This window comes from Desulfitobacterium elongatum (assembly GCF_055378975.1).
Window position 1 is genome coordinate 1,606,107 of sequence record NZ_AP038772.1, and the last position, 20,304, is coordinate 1,626,410.

Consider the following 20,304-nt stretch of genomic DNA (forward strand, 5'->3'; position numbering starts at 1 on the left):
AAGAGGGTTGATGCGCTTGTTTAGAAAGAAAAACTGGGTTGCACTCATTCAAGATAGCAGCTGGGTGGTTGCCAAAGTGTCTCGCCGGAAAAGGATGTTAAAAGTTCATAAGCTTTTTGAGTATAAGAATGAGGACAGACTACTAGCAGAGGACAATGCTCCAATGCCTGAGTCATCGGGCCAGGATGATATATCAAGGGAAGAAGGGGAACAGCTTAAGCAGAGGTTGAAGAAGGACCGTATCCCTCTTAAGAAGCTTAAAGTTACCCTGTCCTGTCCAGGAGTCATCACACGGATTATAACTCTACCTTTGCTTTCGGCTAAGGAGCTCGATAAACTCCTCACAGAGCAAGTGGATCAATATTTCACCATGAATATTGAGGATTACCTCATTGATTATCGAATCATGGATCAGTTCGTTGAAGATGGGCAGAAGAGACAGAGAATTTTACTTGCTGCAATTCCAAAAGATCAGTGGGAAAAGTTCCGAAAGGAATGCGAGGACCTTGGTTTTACTCCTAAGGTTGTCGATTTGGCAGCTGACAGCTTAGCCCGGCTTTATAGTCAGGTGGGTTTGCCGAGTAGGTCAGATCCGCAAAGCTCAGTTCCCGATCTTGCGATTGTCGATCTAGGCCGGGAACGGATTGAGATTGTGCTGCTTGAACATGGCGTGTTTTTTCTCTATTCTGATCTAGAAGTAAATCTCAAAGGCTTGGAAGATTACGCGGAGGCTCTTAAAAACGTTCAATCCCAAACGATTATAGATGAGAGTAAAGAAAATAACGAGGATGTAGACGCTATTAATAATGAACTCAGACTCAATTCTTCAGAATTGACTGAGCGCGGGGTTCAAGCGGAGATGGAGGGTTTACTTAATCCAGTTCTTCATGCTCTGACTGATTTCTTTCACTTCTTTTCATCACGCCATTATGGAAAGTCGGTTGATAAAATTTTCCTCACGGGCTACTATTCCAATATCCCGCTACTGTCAGATATTTTTAAGCAAGTCCTTGAGCTTGAAACCCAGGTTGGATTCCCAAGAGGGTGGCATCCGCAATTGAATAGAAAATCGAAAGAGTTACAAGAGAATTGGATGAAATACGGTAGCCTATATGGTTTGGCTTTACGGGAGGACTAAATGCAGGAAAAGCTTCAGTTCAATTTTGCCTTGCGCTGGGAACAAAAACGGGTCAAGGAACAAGCACAGAAAAGAAAGCCGAAGAAAACCGCGGTTTTAGGAATTGCTGCGTTCATAGTCGTTGGACTTATAGGAAGTGCCCCGTGGGCCTGGGAATATAAGTTGCGACAGGATCTAGAGAAGGTTAATACAGAAATCCAAGAGTTAAGTGCTATTGATTCAGAAGTAAGACAACTAAACTCGCTCAAAGACCAAATTGAAAAGAAGAAGCAGATAGAGCAAATGATCCGTTCATCAAGGGACCCGGGAACAATCCTCGATAAGCTAAAAAATTTCCTCCCTGCCGGCACGTTGGTGAATAGTATCGCCTTAAGTTCACATAACTCGATGGTTATCAGTGTCACAGTTTCAGGGCCAATGGACGTAGCACGACTTTGGACAAATCTTCGAGATTCTAATCTTTTTGAAACCTTCGATATCCAAACAGTTTCCCTTCAAGATCAAAAACAGACGCTGAACCTATCCCTTAAGATAAAGTGAGGATGTATGAGGTGTTATGAAAAAAGAATCGCTTGAAAAAGTCCTCTTAGCGGTCTTACTCCTCGGAGTACTCGTCTATAGTTATGTGACTTATTTATTAGAACCAGAATTAAGTACACTAGAAAAGGTAAAAGCCGAGCTACGGACCAAGCAGGATCGTTATGAGCAGCTCATTGCCTACCAGGGAGATCTACATGGATTACAAGAAGAAATCAAACGCTTAGAGACTCAGAATACCGCCTTGAATGTTCAGATTCCTTCGGTTCTCGATAAACCGCAGTTGATGATTTACATCTATTCCGCGGCTAAATCCGCCCAAGTGGTACCCGTATCCCTTAGCTTTGAACAACCCAAGAGTTCAGAGACAGTTCAGAGTATGGTGCTGAGCTTTTCTTGCCTTGGAAAAGTCAATGACGTCTTAGCGTTTACAAAGAGACTCCAATTTGAGGGAACTCAGAAGATGGGGATTCAGAGTATCAATATGGTAAATCAAAATGGGACAATCAAGGCGGATATTAAATTAGTGGCCTATGCCAGCAATCTAAAGGCCGGAGATTTTTCTAAGTCCTCTGCACTTCCCTCGGGACAGGGGCTAACAACGGTTGAGAAGATGTTTCAACCCTAATCGAATTTTCGAAGGTTCTATCGTACAAGATAGGGCCTTCTCTTTTTTATAATCAAAATTAATCACTTTAAAACTAAAATGCAGCTAAACCATTTGATGGATAAGCAGAATTTGCTCTCCACTCGCATAGTTATAAGAACAGGGTGCGAAAGGGGTGGCGAAAAAATGTTGACCGAGATTCTGGTCGTTAGCATTGCATTATCTGTTCTGAAAGGGGTAACCCTTCTCGTCTCGTATATAAACAACAATGCTTTTCCACAGCCACTCAATGAAGAAGATGAAAAACGCTATCTAACGATTCTAAGGGCTAGTAAAAATCCCGACGCGGAGACAAAGGATTTAAGCAAGGCTGAATATGCACGGAATAAGCTTGTAGAGCATAATCTGAGGCTCGTGGCCCATCTCGTCAAAAAGTTTGATGGGACAGGAGAAGATAGCGATGATCTCATCTCCATTGGGACAATAGGGTTAATCAAGGGTATCGATACGTTCGACCCGGGAAAAGGTACCAAGCTTGCTACTTATGCTGCTCGTTGTATTGAAAACGAAATTCTCATGCACTTACGTTCCTTAAAAAAGTCTAGGGGTGAAGTATCAATCTATGACCCCATCGGCGTTGATAAGGAAGGTAATGAAATTTCTCTCATGGACGTCCTCGCATCCGATGGGGAAGCTATTTCAGTCAGGATAGAAAATGAATTTGAGCAGAAGGTTCTCCTAGATAAGGTAAAGAATCTGTCCAAAAGAGAACGACTCGTCCTACAGCTGCGTTACGGACTTATGAATAACCCCCGAAGAACCCAGCGTGAAATCGCCAAGGCCATGGGAATCTCACGTTCGTATGTCTCAAGAATTGAGAAAAAGGCCATACAGAAGCTCATGGAAGAAATGGAAGATCATAATCCGAAGAAGTAAGTTAGCAAAGCCAGGCGGATAGCCTGGCTTTGCTCATATCGTGATAATTGTTCGGATTATACAACACTGACATTCGGATAGTGCATATATGATTGATATTTCTTACAATTTAAAGGATTTGTTCATTTTCTGGAGAATTACACCGATAAAGTATTTTTATGGGTAGGGGATATGTTGGTGTTTAGCATACATGCCGATGGGGAGAAAGGACCGGTATACGCTTCTTTCGCCAGTTGCCCTAGAATTGCTTCGACAATATTGGAAACAATATCGACTGAAAGATTGGCTTTTTCCAGGCAAAACTGAAGGGAATCATCTCTCGGAGCGAAGTGTTCAGAAGGTATTTGAAACAGCGTGTTAGAAAGCAGGGATTGTAAAAGATGTTTCTGTTCACTCGCTACGGCATTCATTCGCGACTCACTTACTGGAGGCAGGGACAGATCTTAGATATATCCAGGAACTCCTTGGACACAGTAATTCGAAAACTACAGAAGTCTACACGCATGTGAGTGAAAAGAGTATCGCAAAAATAAAGAGTCCGCTGGACTCTTTGGGCTTTTAGAAAAGTCTACTAATGTTTATCCTAAAACGGAAATAGACGAAAGTATTCACACTGTACAAGGGTACAGCTAAATTGAAAATAGACGTAACAGGTTCGGTAATACCGCTAAAGTAAGAGTTTATACGAAATATATTATTCGGAGATTCGGTTGTTATACGACATATCGTGCAAGGCCGCGCCGTCCTTGGCGCGGATGAAAGTGTACAACAAGTTTGAAGCCCGCTTGGTTAGGTAGGTAAAAGGTTGAGAGTAGGGGGATGGAAATATGGAAGTATTGTTTATATTGGCAGTGACATCATCTATGCTTCTATTTATCAATTCTGTATTTCTTATTAAGAGAATTAAAAATGAGATGAATATTGAGTTTAATACGATAGGTGGAGCGGTCTTAGTGGGAATAAATGTATATTCAATTTTAGGAGTTATAATGTCGTGATTGGAGGGAACAGGGTTCAATTGCTATTGAGTACATATAGGATATTGCGAAGAAAATAAGGATGAAGGAGGAGGCATTTTGATAAAATCAATAATAATTGGTTTTGGTATTTTTGTATTAGGTTTCCCTTTAGTGAGTTTAAGTTCAAGCCTATTTAATAGTGGCAATGTTGAATTTTCCTATTACTATGCAATCATTTTTTCAATATTGTATCTTTCTTCAATTGTGGGTTTCTCCACATCAATGATATTAAGTGAGTTGAGAAAAAATCAAATTCAATAATACGGATTATTTTTATTTTGTGACTTGGAAGTTTTACAGGTTATGTTTAAGGCAGCGCCGTCCATGGCGCTGTCTGAGTCACGGGGCACTATACGTCGTATAACAGCACGTTCCCGCCACTTAGAGGATGATGAATGCGGATAGGGCGCGGCGGGAACCTGCGGGACGTTATATGCAATGCCACAGAAAAGCCGCGCGTCCATGCGCGGATTAAGTGAGTAGCTTTGTTGAAATATTTCGTATTCGTAGGAAAATGTGAAGTTTAGAGTTTTTCAAGATATCGAAAGAGAGGGGGAAATTAAATTGTCTCCAAGCACTATAACTTTAATTGTTTATATAGTTATCTATGGATTGTTAATGGGAACTGTAATTTATGTATTATATAATAAGTTTTTCAAAAAAAGATAACACACAAAATTAGACAACCACGACACCAGTTTTAGTTTCGTATTATTCTCATGTTACGTAGTCGTAGAATAAAGCAAAGCGAAACAATTAATTATTTTTAAGAAAGGTAGGATATATTCATGCAAAATATAGGAATAGTCGGGGCTATAGGCTCTATAGGTATTATCAGTACAATTTTACAAGTTATATACTATATTGCAATTATTATGGTAGCACTCAAAGCAGTACAGGCTTTGAATATATATATCAATAAAAATTCTAAATAACATATTGCACATTTTATTATAATGCGCAGTAACATCAAGAGGGTTCAAGGGGCCGCCGTCCATGGCGGCCTCTGAGCAGGAAGCGTGGCACTGCATATAACAATGGATTCCCGCAAGGGTGCCAGAAGCCGAAAGTTTGGGGAAGGTTCAGGCACCACATCCCCCCGCCTAAGATAAGAGCTATCTAAGGCGGGGGGACGTCGGGAATCCGGAACGTTATATGCCATAGTCCGTATCGGGGCTCTCTTTGAAGAATATCATTATATAGAAGAAGTTATTACTGGCTATTGGGGGGGGGAAGATCATGAGGATTTCGAAGAGAGGAGTAATTTCGGTAACATTAATTATTTTGGCATTTATGATAGGCACTTCTACTCAATCGGGCTTTTCTTTCGGGGATGAGATGTTTTGGAGTCTTGGAATATCCTCATGGTCGAATGGGCAGTTTGGGTTTCATTACCCTATCATTCTCACGGTAATTCTACTTATATCTGGGGGTATTATTGCAAAAACAGAGGTGCCTCCTCGAAGAATAGGTGTCTTAATCCTTTCCTTAGTAGTGCTATCTCCAATGATTGTGTCGATACTTAAACCTGTTTATTTCAAAATGCACAGCGGTCTTAGTGCAGTTGAATATGAATATAAGAAAAGCCATTTTGATATAAGAAGTACAGCAGATAATAAAAATTTAGATGTAACTGGATTTATTGTTCTAACAAATTATGGGAAGGAATCTTTAGAAGTAGGTATAAAGATTCCTGCCGATGGTTATATCCAACAGGAATGGTTTTCAAACGATTTGATTTTGACGGGAGGATATATCTCAGATAAATCTGGAGTTGTTACATTGCCACCTGGTGAAAGACGAACGATTTCAACCTTTTCTACAATTCCGTCAAAGAAAGGGACTTTAGAGCATGGTTCGATGAATGGCCCTAATCTAATTTTATTTACCGATGATGAGAGCAGAAAGGTTGGTAATAATTTTTGATTAGCCTTCGATGCCGGACTACGGCATATAACAATATGTTCCCGTAACTTTTGCCAATATGAATGTAATATGGCGCTACGGGAACACGAAACGTTAAATGAAATTGGTCGCGAAGGTCCGCCCATCCATGGGCGGATTATGAAAGAGGCTATAATATGTTTTGAATTTGGAGGGCATGATGGATTATATAAAGATTGCTGAATCAGTATTTGATCAAACAAAGTATAAACCTTTGAAGATAGATATAACTAATCTTGCTGAAAACATGGCCTTGCTCAATAATATGGGCTTATCTAAACTCAATAAAAGGTTAGTTGAGAGTGGAAGGAAGGTGTGGGATACAATAGCAGAACATAATTTTGCATGTGATCTTGCGAGATACCACACTGAAGAAATACTTATCGATTATGAGCCAAATGAAGATTTCTCAGGTTGTTATATTAAATGCCCACCAGATTATAGAGTGATTTTTGATGGTATCACATTTTGGTTACAAACGAAAAATTTATCTAAACCCGAACGTGAAAATCGGCAGGAGAAGGCAATCGGCAAAATTAAAGAGAAATTAATGGATGTACAATTGAATAAATATTATTGGGTAGATTATGATTCTGAATTTGGGGAGGCGGATATTAATTCTTTCTCAGACTTTATTAAAGGTAAAGCTCTAAATAGCAATGAGTATGAAGAGTATAAATACGAGTTGCCAGATGGTCAGGTAAAAATGAAGGTTTCGTTTTGGACACCAAAGAATACAGTTTTGACTCACTTAACTATGGGTGGATCTGGGGATATCGATTGTGTGAACACAACGGGAGAAGACAGCACACAGATAAAAAGTAGTCTCGCAAAAGCATCAAAGGCATTTATGTGGAATACTGACGAGTCAAAAATCAACATAGTTGTTTTGGAAGCTAATAATCACGATAACATTGATATATGTGAGGCTGTCTTTGGGCAGGAAGTTTTTATTTATGGCAAAGATGGTCATCATTCATGGTATCGAGATAATGATGGATTTTTCAATATGGAGGAGTACACTGACAGAGTAGCTGGAGTTATTGCTCTTAGATGTAAAGATACCAAATCTCCAATATGTAGTTACAGTAAAATTCTTTTTATCAATGAAAAATTTAACGATAGGTTAGATAGAATTCTTAAAGTAGTTGATATTCAAAAGGTCGTTTACTTTAATGAGTTAATTGATTGATATATTACACATTGGTATGGTGAGAGTGGCTCTGTAGATTTAGGGGTCGCCGTCCATGGCGACTGCTGAATCTAGGGGCGACCAACTTCATTTAACAGAGGGGTTGCGACATCGGAGAGAATATGAATGTAGTAACCCGACGTCGCAAACCCTCGGAACGTTATGTGAAACCTAAGTCAAATTCAGTTTAGCAGACATAATCTTTAATAGTTAGATTGTGTAAGAGGAAGATGAATGATGAGAAGTGCCCAGGCAATTTTATTGATGATATTTAGTACATTAGTATTCGCTTGGCTAAATATAGGCGGGCTAGTAGACGGACCACCACCAGATATTTGGAATCTTCTACTCTCTTTGATGTTTTTACTTATTTGGTACACCTGGGGATTCAGCCAAGGAAAAAAGCAGAACAGAAGTTATTTGTTATATGCGAGCACTTTTTGGGGGCTGGGGATTATAGCAACAATTTTGTGTGTCATTTTCTCAGGACTCTCAATACTCACTAGTTTATGGCTATTATCATTTCCTTTTATTGCACCAATGAATGGATTTGGGTTTCTGACGCGTGATTTAACGGAAAACCTCAGATACCTTAATCTAATATATAAACCTGTACTACCTTTATTAATAACATTAATCGGATATTACATGGGAAAGAAAAAGAGTAACATGGATCGACAAGACGAGAAATTTAATTTATGAGGGAAAGTTATTAGTGAATGTCAGTTTCAACCGGCTTCACATAACAATAGATTCCCGCAAGGGTGCCAGATGTAAAAGCTTCGGGTAGATTCAGGCACCACATCCCCCCGCCTAAGATAAGAGCTATCTAAGGCGGGGGGACGCGTCGGGAATCCCTAAACGTTATGTGAAATAACCGTCTTGTGTATTCCTTTGAGGTTCTTTATTGTTTCAAGGAAGGGGAAATAAGGAATGTATGAAAATCGTGTGGTAGTTTTTATCGATATACTTGGCTTTAAAGAGTTGATATATCAATCAAAGGATAATATAGACCGACTTGAAGGAATCATCAAAGTATTAAAGAAATTGCACGATCTATGTGGCGAAACCGGCATGGAAGATGAGCCCGAATATGGATTTGAATACGATAGGCAAGTATCCGTTTTTTCCGATAGTATTGTGATTTCATACAGAGAAGTTGGCCCTGCTGAGTATTATTTGGCACGTGAAGTAATAGTAATTCAGACGATGCTTCAATACCTAGGTGTTTTTCTGCGGGGTGGACTTACGATTGGAAAGTTATATCATAATGGAAACACTGTTATTGGACCGGCCTTAATTAAGGCGTATGAATTGGAATCCAAAACCGCAATATTTCCTAGAATAGTTATGGATGAAACTACACAAGGGGACTGGTGCATGCTGGCTAAAGACTTCGACGGAATCTGTTTCCTAGATTATTTAGGGAATGCTTCAGAATGGGCATATTATTTAGAACATGCCGAAGGAATTACAGTTGAGGAATGCCTTAAAAAGATTTATTTATCTTCTCTAACAGAGAATCACGAGCTTGACTTAAGAATCAAGGCCAAACATGATTGGGTGAGAAAATACGTTTCAGAAAGTATTAGACGGACAGATAGTCAATATGAAGTGAAAAGACTAAATCGATCCTTATATTACAGATAACTTAAGGGAAACGGTTACTTCACATAACAGCGTATTGCCGACACTTGTAAAGATGCATGTGGTTCGGGCGCGTCGGCAATACGCGAAACGTTATGTGTAATAGTCCGAAATATGAGGAGAAGAGTATATGTCAGTGATAAAATTCTATAGAGTGAATGATCCATATGGATGTTTTTCGAACTTTGCCCGTTATCCCATCACGCTTAACGACAAGGTGTGGCCGACAAATGAACACTTTTTCCAGGCTCAAAAGTTCGTAGGTACTCAATATGAAGAAGAAATAAGGCTAGCTCCCAGCCCAATGGAAGCTGCAAAGATGGGGAGAGAGCGTCGGCGACCACTAAGAGATGACTGGGATCTGGTTAAGGATGAGATCATGAGACAGGTCGTGAAAGCCAAGGTCGAACAACACAAAGAGGTTAGAGACATTTTACTTTCTACCGGTAACTGTGTTCTTATCGAACATACATCGAACGATTCTTATTGGGCTGACAACGGAGATGGTAACGGCAAGAATATGCTCGGAATTATTTTGGCGGAAGTTCGTAATAGTTTGCCGGAGTACACCGATATTTACTATTTACCTCAATGGAAAGCATTCCCGGAGGTGCATCCATATGACATGTTTTGGAGAATGGGTTCTGGAGAAGACTACGTCATGAATCTTGGACAGTGGTTTTATAGTCTTTCTGAAGAAGCCAAAAGGGAATACAATCGTTACTACAAACCACCTAAGGATTGGGAAGGAATCGAGAACTAGGTTTTTTACGGTATTCCTAATAAGCGGACTACTACACATAACAAGGCATTCACGAAACTTGCCAAGATGAATGTTGTAAGGACGCTTCGTGAATGCCAAAACGTTCTACGACATATCGTGCAAAGGCCGCGCCATCCTTGGCGCGGGTGAAAAAACTTAAGCTTTAAACCAAAGATCTAGAAAGTGGGATAAAATGAATGCGTTTTTGACGGTGATACCAATTATACTTCTTAGGTATGGGCTTTTAAATGTGATAAACAAAGAAGCACTTAAACGTGCAAGTTTCTTTGCTCCATTAATCGGAAGAGAAAAGGTAGCATTCTGGGTTTATCAAATTGCAACCGCCTTTATCTTGCTATATTTATTACTACTCAAAATCAAAACTGACTCTGAGTGGTTTTACATAGGTCTGATAATATATAGTTTAGGACTTATTTTATATGCTGTATCTATAATTAATTACGCTAAGCCTAAAATGACCGGAATAAATTTAAATGGGTTATATCGAGTATCACGTAATCCTATGTACGTCGCATACTTTATTTGTTTCTTAGGGTGTGTATTTTTAACTCGTTCATGGATATTACTTGCGTTATTAATAAGTTTTCAAATATCAGTACACTGGATTATTCTTTCAGAAGAAAGATGGTGTATTAGGGAATTCGGAGAAGAGTATTTAAAATATATGAATAAAGTGAGACGTTATATTTGATAGGTATGATATAACTTTATTATTCAAGCGATAGTTTAAATTTTTATATTTTCTTGACTAGTGGTTTATCGGTGAATATTTAGGGCAGCGCCGTCCGTGGCGCTGTCTGAGTCACGGGGCACGATACGTCGTAGAACAGAGTATTCCCGACACTTTGCCAATATGGAAGCGGTTGGGACGCATCGGGAATACTCGAGACGTTCTACGATATATCGTGCAAATGCCGCGCCATCCTTAGCACGGGAGAATGATAGTGGTTTTTCTACGAATAAGTGTATTGTTTATGTAATTGATCAATAAATGACAGGAGATGTTAAACAAAATATGAATAAACTTCCTGAACCAACTGTGAGTGCTATTATTTTTAATCCCGATGGAAAAATACTCTTATGTAAATCTCATAAATGGGAGAATAAATATGTAATTCCTGGAGGGCATATTGAATTTGGTGAAAAGATGGAAGAAGCTTTAAAAAGGGAAATATTGGAGGAAACTGGGCTTGCTATCTATGACATAGAATTGATTAGTTTGAAAGAGAGTATATGTACCGATAAGTTCCATGAGGAAAAGCACTTTATTTTCATTGACTACGTGTGTAAGACAGACTCAAGCAAAGTCACCTTAAATGATGAAGCAGAAGAATATAAGTGGGCCGATATTGAGCAAATTGATTATTATGATTTAGGTGGCTTTACAAAGGAATTATTAATAAGATTAAGAAATATGGATGAATCTCAAGACTCCGTAAAGATATTTTATAACTACTAGACCCATTTTCATCATATAGTATGGAAGTTTAGGATGGTTTTAAGGCAGCGCCGTCCGTGTCGCTGCTTAGTCTGGGGGCACGATACGTCGCAGAACAGCAAATTTGCAAAATCTGAGAGGATATGAATGTAATAACCAGACTTCGCAAATTCGCGGGACGTTAGATGAAACGACCGCGAACATGGTATATCTATATTAATATGTTTAACTTTAGAGGATTAACAAAATGGGGTAAAAACATGAGCGATTTGCCGGATTTACAAGGAAATAAAGTTTTGTTACGAAAGCCTAGGAGAGAAGATATTGACGATCGTATCTTATTTGGCTCACCCAGTGAACTTGTTAGGATGTGTGGTGCTGATACGAAAAAGTCATATGAATTTACTCGCAATGATGGTGCCTTGTGGTACCAAAGAATAATTGAACACCCATGCAAATGGGTCATAGAGTATGAAGGTAAGTGTATAGGTATAGCCGGGTTAACTCCATACAAAGGCGATAACAAAGCGAGATATTCCATTGAAATTTATGATACTACTAAATATGGTTTGGGGATAGGAACCGAAGTTACAAGGATGGTAATAGACTATGCTTTTAATACATTTAGATATCATAAGATTTATCTTAGGGTATTGGAATATAACAGAAGAGCTATAAGATGTTATGAAAAATGTGGTTTTATTAAAGAGGGTTTGGATCGAGAGGGTGCCCTAATAGAAGGAAGATATGAAACGGATATCTATATGGGTATATTGGAAAATGAATACCATAACTTGACCAAATGAGGCTTGATTCAAACCGTGACAAATATAAAAAAGATTAATTTCTGATCCAGTCTGGGGGCGGTCGCATCATCTAACACGGGATTCCCGACACTTAGAGGATGATGAATGTGGTTAGGACGCGTCGGGAATCCCTGAACGTTATGTGTAATGGCAATTTCGGAGTATTTCTTTGGGGTATTAGGTTTAGTGTTGGATAATATTTTTAAGAACATTTATTTGGAGGTCTATCATGAGAAAGAGAAAAATAACCTCAGTCCTTATAGCTTTAATTATTGGTTTGAGTACAGTGATAATTGGTTGTTCAAATATTAATAGTAACCAACTACCTGAAGAAATGGATAAGATAAAATTAGAGGTTGTTTCCAAAAGTGAACTGCCAGAGGGAATTAACTATGCTATTAAACTGAAAAATGGCAGCTCGTTTATGATTAAACAAAATACCGTGTATATTAGTTACCCGGTGAGAAATGGAAGTAGTGGGTATATATCTAATAAAGCCAAAGTCGAGGCAGAAGGGAATAAGTTAGATATTCGTCCCGGTGAAGAAATTACTTTGAGTGCATTTATTCCTAATGTTTTTGATAGTGAAAAAGTGGATCAACATCGACTTCAATATGAAATAGAGGGTTATATCAACGAAGTGAAAGATTTAAATCATTTTGGACAGTCAGGCGGCGACTTATTTCATTAGAAGCATTTGAGGGAGTTGCCACTACACATAACAGTGAATTCCCAAAACTGAGAGAATATGCAAGTAATAACCAGACTTCGGGAATTCACGGCACGTTATGTGCAATAGCGACGAATGAGGAGGAGAATGATTTGAGGGGAAAATTGTTTTGGGTAATTCTTATATGCATCTCTTTTTTTACAACAGGGTGTGCTAAGGCAACTGACTTGGATAGCCTAATTGATATGAGCAGAGATATAAAAGAGTTTTATTATGAAGAACGTAATACTGGAGAGATAATCTTTGATGGTAAGGTTTGGGTTAAGGATAATAAATATAAACACGAAGTAACTACATTCAGAGGTAAGGTAAAGCTAGACACACTTGGTACTATAAGCGATGGCCCAAGTAAGGTTACAAAATATAGGATTCAAAACAAAAATGAATCGGCTGCTGAAGTGACAGGAATGGTCGGAAAATTTCAGGGAATAAGAGAGGACTCGTTTTTAAGATATATTGATATGATAGATCCGAAAAAAGCAGAAATAATTGGGATGGAGGAAATAGAAGGAAGGCAAAGTGTAATTGTAAAGACAAACATAGCTAATGGGGTGGATCCTTCTAGAATATGGATAGATAAGAAAACAGGAGTTCCAACAAAAATTGAAATTGCAGATGATGAGAAGGTTTATATCTCATATACTTATAAGAATGTAAAAATAGGTCATGGTTCGGTTTCTGATAAAGAATTTTCTATTCCGGAGTCAGCAATCTTAGAGTAAAGAAGGAAGGCTACTGCACATAACAGCGAATTCCCGACACTTAGAGGATGATGCATGTGGGTTGGGACGCGTCGGGAATACTCGGGACGTTATATGACATTTCCTGCAGGACCGCCCGCCGTCCATGGCGGGATTAAGACGAGAGGAGCTAAAAACCTATTTCAAACAGTTGGATTTTGCGACCTGTTTTGTAAGGGGAGATTAAAGTGAAATTTGAAGAAATAACTTTATTTGATATTGGTGAGCTGGCAAAGATGTATGTTGATACATTTAATGCACCACCATGGAATGATGAATGGTCTATAGTTACAGCATCGAAAAGATTGCACCAGTTTGTTAATTGTGAAGATTTTTATGGACTTAAGGTATATCAAGAAAAAGTATTGTGCGGCATGATTTTAGGTAGCCAGGAACAATTTTATAATGGCATAATGTTCAACATTAAGGAATTTTGCGTAAAGAACGAGATGCGAAGTAGGGGAATAGGAAGCAGAATACTTGATGAATTTGAAAAAAGGTTGAAAGATAAAGGAGTTAAAGAAATCGTTTTATTTACATCTAGAGATGATGAAACAAAAGGATTTTATGAAAAGAGAGGATTAAAGCTATGAGCTGTCCCCGATAAAATAGACACACAAAACTGTGACTTTTGAGTTGGTTCTTAGGTTCCTTACTTTTTGGGGCTCTGCCCCAACCCCCGGGGGAATTTATGGAATCCAGGTCCCGAGGTAGGTTAAATAGCTGGTTTTAAGCTGCAGTACGACTCATCAACTGTTTTCTAAATTCGTATGGCGACTTGTACCCTAAGCTAGAATGTGATCTCGTTCTGTTGTAGTAAATCTCGATATACTCAAAAATTGCTATCCTGGCTTGTTCACGAGTCTTGAAATGCATCAGATGAATTAGCTCATTCTTCAATGTGCTAAAAAATGATTCCGTGCATGCATTATCGTAACAATTTCCTTTACGACTCATGCTTCCGACAAGTCCGTATCTGTTTATTAAGGCTTGATAAGCATGGCTTGCATATTGACTCCCTCGATCCGAATGATGCATGACCCCCCTAGGCGATTTCGTTCTTTTCAACGCCAAATCTAAAGCATTCATCACTAATTCTTTGCTCATCGTGCTGTCCATTGACCATCCAACCACTTCTCTGTTACATAAATCAAGAACTGCGGCTAGGTAAAGCCAGCCTTCATCCGTTGGGATATAGGTAATATCCGCAGTCCACACCTGATTGAGTTCATCTACCTTGAAGTTTTGATTCAGAAGGTTTTCGGCAACTGGGTAGTTATGCTTAGAATTCGTTGTCGCTTTAAACTTTCGTGGTCTAATGGATTTAATGTCATTTTCCTTCATCAACCTGTGAACTCGATTCTTCCCACAACAAATTTTGGCTTTGTGGAGGTCTTGGATAATTCGTCTTACACCGTATAACTCTCTAGATTTCTTATGCATCTTCTTGATTTTCTTGAGTAATTCTTCATTCCTTTTTGACGTTTACTTTTCGGTCTTTTGCGCCATGCATAATACCCGCTTCTCGAAACCTTAAGTATCTGGCACATCTTCTCTACACGGAACTTGAAGCGGTGTTCATCAATGAACTGAAATCTTATTTCCGGTGATTTATGAAGATGGCCGCTGCTTTTTTTAGGATGGCATTTTCCTCTTCAAGATCAGCAATACGGCGCTTCATCTGACGCATTTCCTCATCAGAAGGCTTAAGTTTTCCACTACCAGGGAAAGCATTCGGTGTATCCTTTCGATACTGATTAACCCATCGGTACAACGTTTGGTCTGTTATCCCCATATCTGCTGCAACACTGGGGACGCTTCGCCCCTTATCTACAATCAGTTTAGCCGTTTCAAACTTGAATTCTCGATTATACCGTTTACCCTTGTCACTCAAAAATGGACACCTCCAAGAAATATTATCTCAGTTTTATGTGTCCTTCAAACCGGGTACGGTTCACTATACGAAAGTATGGTTATGATGGGTAAACAGTTGTAATTAAATATATTGTGTTACTTGCGTTGTTCTTAAAATGTAAGTTGCTGGAATTGTCTAGGGGCGCGCCGTCCATGGCGCTCTGGCTTCATGGGGCAGGAAACGTCACATAACACAAGATTCCCGCAACTAGAGGATGATGAATGTGGTGAAGACGCTGCGGGAATCCCCGTCCGTTCTACGACATATCGTGCAAGGCCGCGCCGTCCATGGCGCGGGTGAAAACTATGGGGTATTGCTTCGCAGTTGTAAGAAAATCTTCATTATAAGGAGGGTGACAAATTAAATTATGATAATGTTTTGGAATCAAAGAGAGATTTTTGTTGGAAACTCCTTGCAAAAGTTTAATGAAGTACGTCAAACACTTGTAGCAAACAATATAAAATATAAGCATAAATTAGTTAACAACAACAATACATATCTTTTTAGTTCAAGAAGAGCTAGAACAGGTACCTTTGGCGAGAATATGGAGTATTCAATTATGTATTACATTTATGTACATATGAATGACTACGATAATGCATGTGCCGTCTTAAAAAATTAGGGGTAGTGATTATTTAATGGTTGAGTGTATCTTGCGTATTTTTCCTATTTTATGACGCAGATGTCTCAGGTTATGTTTAAGGCAGCGCCGTCCATGGCGCGGGTAAAAATTTTGGTGTATTGCTTCGCAGCAGTAGGAAAATGTGAAGTAAATAGCGGGGGAATGAGTTTGAAAAACAAAGAGAAGTTTATCAAAAGGTGGGAAAAAGATAGGCGAAAAGGTAAGCGTAAATATGTGCTATATAGTATATCTAAATTTACTATTGGATTTTGGGTAATTGCTATCATCTTTAACTTGATTGAAGGAAATCGCTTTATTCAAGTAATTGAATACTGGCCTGGGTTTAGTGGGGGATTTATTGTATTTTTTATTAGTTTGTTTTTAACATGGAATATGAATGAAGAAAAATATAATAATTCAGATTTTAGGTAATTTACATTTTTCTTATTTTATGACGCAGAAGTCTCAGGTTGTGGTCAAGGCAGCGCCGTCCATGGCGCTGTCTGAATCTGGGGGCACAATACGTCGTAGAACAGCAGGTTCCCTCCACTTAGAGGATGATGAATGCGGTTAGGGCGCAGCGGGAACCTGCGAAACGTTAAGTGAAATTGGTCTATCGAAGATGGTTTATCACGTTATTAGAAATAGTATTAGATTAACGAGGAGGATATAGATTGCTCGACCATGTAGAAATGTTCAATCTGGGTTTTTCCAAAATTGATCGTGAAATATATGAAAAAGATAAAGTCCAATATAACAAGCAAATAAGAGAGTTTCTCAAGAAGAGTAGGGAAGAATCAAGGAAGCCGAATTGCTATTATTGTGGTACCCCTTGTACCAGCTTTTGCAATTCTCATTCCGTTCCGAAATTTACTTTAAGAAATATTTCAGTAGATGGACACCTGTACTATTCAAATACACTAATAGATATGCCATTGCTCGATACTGAAAAGGGTCTTAATGAAGCTGGAACATTTAGGCTAATTTGTAGAGAATGTGATAAAACAATATTTAGCGATTATGAGAATCCAGATAATTATTCAGTAAAGCCGACCGGAAAAATGTTAGCACAAATAGCACTAAAGAATTATCTTAAGAGTATAAGCAAAAGAGAAATGGAAATAGCACTTTACAATAATATAGCAGAGATGACGGGTAATGATCTAAGCCATCAACAAACAATTAACAACCTTGACTTGAATGAATATATTGATGGCTTCAACTATGCAAAAAAGGCTTTAGAAAAGAAATGGGACGATTATTTTTACTTAGCTTATTATGAAAATCTTAATTATGTAGTTCCTCTAGCATTTCAGAATAGTGTTACCTTAATTTCGGATTTTGAAGGAAATATTATTAATAATATTTATGAATCCTCACCAAGTTATCGCATGCAAGATATTCATATTTGCGTGTTTCCCTTAGAAAATCATAGTGTTATTTTAATATTTCTAAGAAATCAAGAGAGAAGGTATAGTAGCTTTTTAAAGCAATTTAGGAGATTATCCACCGAGGAGAAATTAAAGTCCTTAAACTATATAATTTTTAGCTATTCGGAAGATGTTTTCTTTTATAAAGGCATAGATAATAAATTGCTTAATGATGAGAATCTCAAAGAAGTAACACAACAAACACCAATAGCACTATTAACTAGTCCATTAGTTAATCCATTGGAGAAAGCTGCTAATACATTTAATCTTAGTAAAAGAGATAGTATTCCAAACTTTTTAGATGAAGCGTATAAAGTAAGATAATATGGGACGGACCAACTTCACTTAAACCAGCTAATTGCTGTCAAGAAAAAGTTTCATAAGACTAACACTAAGAGAAATAGAGTATAGCAAAGCTGGCGTACGTGTTGTAAGCTTGAAAAAAGAGTATGTAAATAAAAGGTATCTCTAAGTCCGCAGAGAATTATTAGTTTGAAGTGGAAAAGGGTTGTTGTGAGGAAAGGATCCCGTAGATCATCCTTATCATTTTGTTGGCCGTGGCTATAATAGCAACTTTAACCGGCTTACCTTCGTTTATTTTCCTTAGGTAAAAGTCTCTGAGAATTGAGTTTAAGGGGCCGCCAGATCTATTACTAATCCCAGCCACTGTGGCTTGATATATTGCTTTTCTAAGATAAGGTGACCCTCTCTTAGATATCTTATTATGACTCGATTTAAATTTTCCCGATTCAAAGACAGATGGGTCAATGCCTGCGAAAGCGACCAGCTGTTTTGCGCTCGGGAATCTCTTTATATCACCAATCTCTGCAAGAATGGTGGTGGCTGTTGCATCTCCTACGCCTGGGATAGAACGGAGGAGAGGGTAATCAGAGGAGAAGTTTGCCCAGTAGACCATTTGAGCCCGTATGTCAGTCAGAATATCCTGTTGGGATAAAAGGAGTTCAATGTACATCCTTAAAACCTGTATATTTGACTGTTGGACCCGGTTAAAAGGCAAACTTTCCTTGGCAGCCGAGATGAGATCATCTGTTTTAAGTTCATTCCAGTCTCTTGATTTCTTCGCAGGCTTAAGACACTCAATAATCTGATTCCGGTTGGCCGATAGAATGGCTGCTGGTGAAGGAAAAGAAGAAAGAACCCTTAATGAAGTAGGACTACAGAGATGAGCAAATACCGACTCAAACTTCGGGAAGATCAGGTCTAACACTGAGCGAAATCGAAGTTGAGTTTCCGTATATAGCGTATTAAACCTATCATATTGCCGGCAAAGGTTCTGTAACTCCAGGATATGTTCATCAAGGGGTTTGGCCTCGACAAACTCATTTAAATAGTAAACCTGAGCAATCCGATTCGCATCAATAGGGTCAGTCTTAACCTTGCGGACGGATTTTTTCTTCTCGGCATGAGTCTGGAGAGGGTTAAGAATAGTAACCTTATAACCAGCGTCTTGAAAGTAGGCTGAAATCGGTTTGGAGTAGTTCCCCGTAGCTTCCATTACCACATGAGGACGTTTACCCGTTTCGCTCTCGATTTTGATGAGCTTATCGGTTAACTTAGACATATCACTTGGAGAATGTAAGAAGGAAAAGGGTTTGGAAAGTGACTCTTGATACCCCTTAAACAAAGCAGCCACGCTCTTAGACTTAGAAACATCAATACTTAACACAGGAACATCAATCATGAAAAACCTCCTCTTTTACCGGGTTCCATCTTTAACAACCACCCTTAGGTTCGCATTGTGATACGGGCTCAAGGCCCAACCAGCTCAATCAAAGTATTGGTGTCAAAGAGGGCGTGAACAGTTTATGCGACGGAATCCAGGTCCCAACAGCGAATACGTTCTTACCCAGTTTTCTTCAGTATAAAGGAACACAAAAGAAAAAGATCCATACCCAGATTGAACTGGTTATGAACCTATAATACGAACAGCGAATTCCCGACACTTAGAGGATGATGCATGTGGGTAGGGACGCGTCGGGAATTCACGGGACGTTATGTGAAAGATGGCAGAGATATTGAGAGATGTTGAATTAAGTAGTAAGCACGAACTTATATTTAAAAGGGGATTTTATGGATACATTCGGTTTAATTATTATAGTTTTAGTTGCATCAATTTTACAAGCCGGAACTGGATTTGGATTTTCAATTATGGCCACTCCGTTTCTATTACTACTTTTTGAATCACACGATGCAATACAGTTAAATATCATACTCTCTCTTTTGATATCTCTTATAATGACTTACAAAATACGAAAAGAAGTCAACAAAGATAGCTTGATACGATTGATAAAGGGGAGCCTAATAGGAATCTTACCTGGTCTTTTGCTTTTTATCTTTCTTGATGTGCGCCCTCTAAAAATTTTCTTGAGTATACTGATCCTTGCATCAACTGGATTATTAGTTGTTAAAGTTAATATCAGACAAAGCAATTTAAAAGAATTACTAACAGGGGCATTATCGGGCTTACTCACAACAAGTTTAGGTATGCCAGGACCTCCATTATTGATCTATTTTGCCGGGGCTAAAGATGATAAGTCGACTCTTCGTAGTACCACGTTAGCTTACTTTGTGTTCGTTTATTTAATTAGTCTTTTACTTCAGTTTTCAATGTATAGCCTTTCAAAGGGTGTATGGATGTCAACCCTTTGGGCCTTACCGTTTACTTTACTGGGAATTTATTTAGGCCAATGGGTATTTGCGCAACTTAATCAGCAACTCTTTCAAAAGATAATCTATATCTTGCTATTCTTTACAGGTATGTATTTGTTACTTACAACTTTGTAAAACCCAATTTGACA

General features: G+C 38.6%; 22 protein-coding genes and 1 pseudogene. 20 read left to right on the plus strand and 3 right to left on the minus strand.

What is annotated here, in order from left to right:
• Nucleotides 1-10: 10 nt before the first annotated feature.
• The 4 genes from pilM to sigK all read left to right on the plus strand — a co-directional run bounded on the left by pilM (nt 11) and on the right by sigK (nt 3,218).
• Nucleotides 11-1,138, plus strand: a complete 1,128-nt coding sequence (gene pilM, locus ACZ42W_RS07480) for a pilus assembly protein PilM (RefSeq protein ID WP_464169650.1) — start codon at nt 11-13, stop codon at nt 1,136-1,138.
• Entirely contained in the window at nt 1,139-1,678 is a 540-nt protein-coding gene (locus ACZ42W_RS07485) for a PilN domain-containing protein (protein ID WP_464169652.1), read from the plus strand.
• Between the two features lie 16 nt (nt 1,679-1,694).
• Entirely contained in the window at nt 1,695-2,303 is a 609-nt protein-coding gene (locus tag ACZ42W_RS07490; RefSeq protein WP_464169653.1) for a hypothetical protein, read from the plus strand.
• A gap of 165 nt (nt 2,304-2,468) precedes the next feature.
• The gene (gene sigK, locus ACZ42W_RS07495) at nt 2,469-3,218 is read left to right on the plus strand and encodes an RNA polymerase sporulation sigma factor SigK (RefSeq protein ID WP_464169654.1); all 750 of its coding nucleotides are present in this window, start codon (nt 2,469-2,471) and stop codon (nt 3,216-3,218) included.
• Between the two features lie 137 nt (nt 3,219-3,355).
• Here the strand turns inward: sigK and ACZ42W_RS07500 are convergent, their stop codons facing one another.
• A complete protein-coding gene (locus ACZ42W_RS07500) occupies nt 3,356-3,628 on the minus strand; it encodes a hypothetical protein (protein WP_464169655.1) in 273 nt (90 codons plus the stop codon).
• Here ACZ42W_RS07500 and ACZ42W_RS07505 point away from each other — a divergent pair.
• The 13 genes from ACZ42W_RS07505 (at nt 3,589) to ACZ42W_RS07565 (ending at nt 14,111) form a co-directional block, all read left to right on the plus strand.
• A complete protein-coding gene (locus ACZ42W_RS07505) occupies nt 3,589-3,780 on the plus strand; it encodes a tyrosine-type recombinase/integrase (protein WP_464170903.1) in 192 nt (63 codons plus the stop codon). The two genes, ACZ42W_RS07500 and ACZ42W_RS07505, sit on opposite strands and share 40 nt — an antisense overlap.
• A gap of 514 nt (nt 3,781-4,294) precedes the next feature.
• The gene (locus tag ACZ42W_RS07510) at nt 4,295-4,498 is read left to right on the plus strand and encodes a permease (RefSeq protein WP_464169656.1); all 204 of its coding nucleotides are present in this window, start codon (nt 4,295-4,297) and stop codon (nt 4,496-4,498) included.
• A 978-nt stretch (nt 4,499-5,476) separates the two neighbouring features.
• Entirely contained in the window at nt 5,477-6,163 is a 687-nt protein-coding gene (locus ACZ42W_RS07515) for a hypothetical protein (protein ID WP_464169658.1), read from the plus strand.
• 178 nt (nt 6,164-6,341) lie between these two features.
• Nucleotides 6,342-7,373, plus strand: coding sequence for a hypothetical protein (locus ACZ42W_RS07520; protein ID WP_464169660.1), 1,032 nt, complete (start codon nt 6,342-6,344; stop codon nt 7,371-7,373).
• Between the two features lie 234 nt (nt 7,374-7,607).
• Nucleotides 7,608-8,075, plus strand: coding sequence for a hypothetical protein (locus ACZ42W_RS07525; protein WP_464169662.1), 468 nt, complete (start codon nt 7,608-7,610; stop codon nt 8,073-8,075).
• Between the two features lie 231 nt (nt 8,076-8,306).
• Complete coding sequence (locus ACZ42W_RS07530) at nt 8,307-9,023, plus strand: hypothetical protein (RefSeq protein ID WP_464169664.1); 717 nt, start codon at nt 8,307-8,309, stop codon at nt 9,021-9,023.
• Nucleotides 9,024-9,150: 127 nt separating this feature from the next.
• Nucleotides 9,151-9,783 (plus strand): NADAR family protein, encoded by a 633-nt coding sequence (locus ACZ42W_RS07535; RefSeq protein ID WP_464169666.1) that lies wholly within the window; start codon nt 9,151-9,153, stop codon nt 9,781-9,783.
• 193 nt (nt 9,784-9,976) lie between these two features.
• Nucleotides 9,977-10,495 (plus strand): methyltransferase family protein, encoded by a 519-nt coding sequence (locus ACZ42W_RS07540; protein WP_464169667.1) that lies wholly within the window; start codon nt 9,977-9,979, stop codon nt 10,493-10,495.
• 324 nt (nt 10,496-10,819) lie between these two features.
• Nucleotides 10,820-11,263, plus strand: coding sequence for an NUDIX domain-containing protein (locus ACZ42W_RS07545; RefSeq protein WP_464169669.1), 444 nt, complete (start codon nt 10,820-10,822; stop codon nt 11,261-11,263).
• A gap of 239 nt (nt 11,264-11,502) precedes the next feature.
• Nucleotides 11,503-12,048 (plus strand): GNAT family N-acetyltransferase, encoded by a 546-nt coding sequence (locus ACZ42W_RS07550; protein ID WP_464169671.1) that lies wholly within the window; start codon nt 11,503-11,505, stop codon nt 12,046-12,048.
• Between the two features lie 229 nt (nt 12,049-12,277).
• Complete coding sequence (locus tag ACZ42W_RS07555; protein WP_464169673.1) at nt 12,278-12,739, plus strand: hypothetical protein; 462 nt, start codon at nt 12,278-12,280, stop codon at nt 12,737-12,739.
• A gap of 131 nt (nt 12,740-12,870) precedes the next feature.
• Nucleotides 12,871-13,500 carry a LolA family protein gene (locus ACZ42W_RS07560; RefSeq protein ID WP_464169675.1) on the plus strand — a complete coding sequence of 210 codons (630 nt, stop codon included), beginning with the start codon at nt 12,871-12,873 and terminating at the stop codon, nt 13,498-13,500.
• 206 nt (nt 13,501-13,706) lie between these two features.
• On the plus strand, nt 13,707-14,111 hold the full coding sequence (locus ACZ42W_RS07565; RefSeq protein ID WP_464169676.1) for a GNAT family N-acetyltransferase: 405 nt from the start codon (nt 13,707-13,709) through the stop codon (nt 14,109-14,111).
• A 136-nt stretch (nt 14,112-14,247) separates the two neighbouring features.
• Here the strand turns inward: ACZ42W_RS07565 and ACZ42W_RS07570 are convergent.
• Nucleotides 14,248-15,412, minus strand: a pseudogene (locus ACZ42W_RS07570) (IS3 family transposase).
• A gap of 715 nt (nt 15,413-16,127) precedes the next feature.
• On the opposite strand from ACZ42W_RS07570, the gene ACZ42W_RS07575 reads away from it, so the two are divergent.
• Together ACZ42W_RS07575 and ACZ42W_RS07580 are read left to right on the plus strand one after the other, a co-directional pair.
• Entirely contained in the window at nt 16,128-16,487 is a 360-nt protein-coding gene (locus tag ACZ42W_RS07575; protein WP_464169678.1) for a hypothetical protein, read from the plus strand.
• A 242-nt stretch (nt 16,488-16,729) separates the two neighbouring features.
• Complete coding sequence (locus tag ACZ42W_RS07580; protein ID WP_464169680.1) at nt 16,730-17,809, plus strand: hypothetical protein; 1,080 nt, start codon at nt 16,730-16,732, stop codon at nt 17,807-17,809.
• A gap of 163 nt (nt 17,810-17,972) precedes the next feature.
• Here ACZ42W_RS07580 and ACZ42W_RS07585 read toward each other — a convergent pair whose 3' ends face one another.
• Nucleotides 17,973-19,187: an IS110 family RNA-guided transposase gene (locus ACZ42W_RS07585; protein ID WP_464169682.1), complete on the minus strand. Its 1,215-nt coding sequence runs from the start codon at nt 19,185-19,187 to the stop codon at nt 17,973-17,975.
• Nucleotides 19,188-19,576: 389 nt separating this feature from the next.
• Between ACZ42W_RS07585 and ACZ42W_RS07590 the strand changes: the two genes are divergently transcribed.
• Nucleotides 19,577-20,290: a sulfite exporter TauE/SafE family protein gene (locus tag ACZ42W_RS07590; RefSeq protein WP_464169684.1), complete on the plus strand. Its 714-nt coding sequence runs from the start codon at nt 19,577-19,579 to the stop codon at nt 20,288-20,290.
• Nucleotides 20,291-20,304: the final 14 nt, after the last annotated feature.

Excerpts from the sequence above, each read along its gene's own strand:
- pilM (WP_464169650.1), top strand. The coding sequence starts at position 11 with ATGCGCTTGTTTAGAAAGAAAAACTGGGTTGCACTCATTCAAGATAGC.
- ACZ42W_RS07485 (WP_464169652.1), top strand. The coding sequence starts at position 1,139 with ATGCAGGAAAAGCTTCAGTTCAATTTTGCCTTGCGCTGGGAACAAAAA.
- ACZ42W_RS07490 (WP_464169653.1), top strand. The coding sequence starts at position 1,695 with ATGAAAAAAGAATCGCTTGAAAAAGTCCTCTTAGCGGTCTTACTCCTC.
- sigK (WP_464169654.1), top strand. The coding sequence starts at position 2,469 with ATGTTGACCGAGATTCTGGTCGTTAGCATTGCATTATCTGTTCTGAAA.
- ACZ42W_RS07500 (WP_464169655.1), bottom strand. The coding sequence starts at position 3,628 with ATGAATGCCGTAGCGAGTGAACAGAAACATCTTTTACAATCCCTGCTT.
- ACZ42W_RS07515 (WP_464169658.1), top strand. The coding sequence starts at position 5,477 with ATGAGGATTTCGAAGAGAGGAGTAATTTCGGTAACATTAATTATTTTG.
- ACZ42W_RS07520 (WP_464169660.1), top strand. The coding sequence starts at position 6,342 with ATGGATTATATAAAGATTGCTGAATCAGTATTTGATCAAACAAAGTAT.
- ACZ42W_RS07525 (WP_464169662.1), top strand. The coding sequence starts at position 7,608 with ATGATGAGAAGTGCCCAGGCAATTTTATTGATGATATTTAGTACATTA.
- ACZ42W_RS07530 (WP_464169664.1), top strand. The coding sequence starts at position 8,307 with ATGTATGAAAATCGTGTGGTAGTTTTTATCGATATACTTGGCTTTAAA.
- ACZ42W_RS07535 (WP_464169666.1), top strand. The coding sequence starts at position 9,151 with ATGTCAGTGATAAAATTCTATAGAGTGAATGATCCATATGGATGTTTT.
- ACZ42W_RS07540 (WP_464169667.1), top strand. The coding sequence starts at position 9,977 with ATGAATGCGTTTTTGACGGTGATACCAATTATACTTCTTAGGTATGGG.
- ACZ42W_RS07545 (WP_464169669.1), top strand. The coding sequence starts at position 10,820 with ATGAATAAACTTCCTGAACCAACTGTGAGTGCTATTATTTTTAATCCC.
- ACZ42W_RS07550 (WP_464169671.1), top strand. The coding sequence starts at position 11,503 with ATGAGCGATTTGCCGGATTTACAAGGAAATAAAGTTTTGTTACGAAAG.
- ACZ42W_RS07555 (WP_464169673.1), top strand. The coding sequence starts at position 12,278 with ATGAGAAAGAGAAAAATAACCTCAGTCCTTATAGCTTTAATTATTGGT.
- ACZ42W_RS07575 (WP_464169678.1), top strand. The coding sequence starts at position 16,128 with ATGTTTAAGGCAGCGCCGTCCATGGCGCGGGTAAAAATTTTGGTGTAT.
- ACZ42W_RS07585 (WP_464169682.1), bottom strand. The coding sequence starts at position 19,187 with ATGATTGATGTTCCTGTGTTAAGTATTGATGTTTCTAAGTCTAAGAGC.
- ACZ42W_RS07590 (WP_464169684.1), top strand. The coding sequence starts at position 19,577 with ATGGATACATTCGGTTTAATTATTATAGTTTTAGTTGCATCAATTTTA.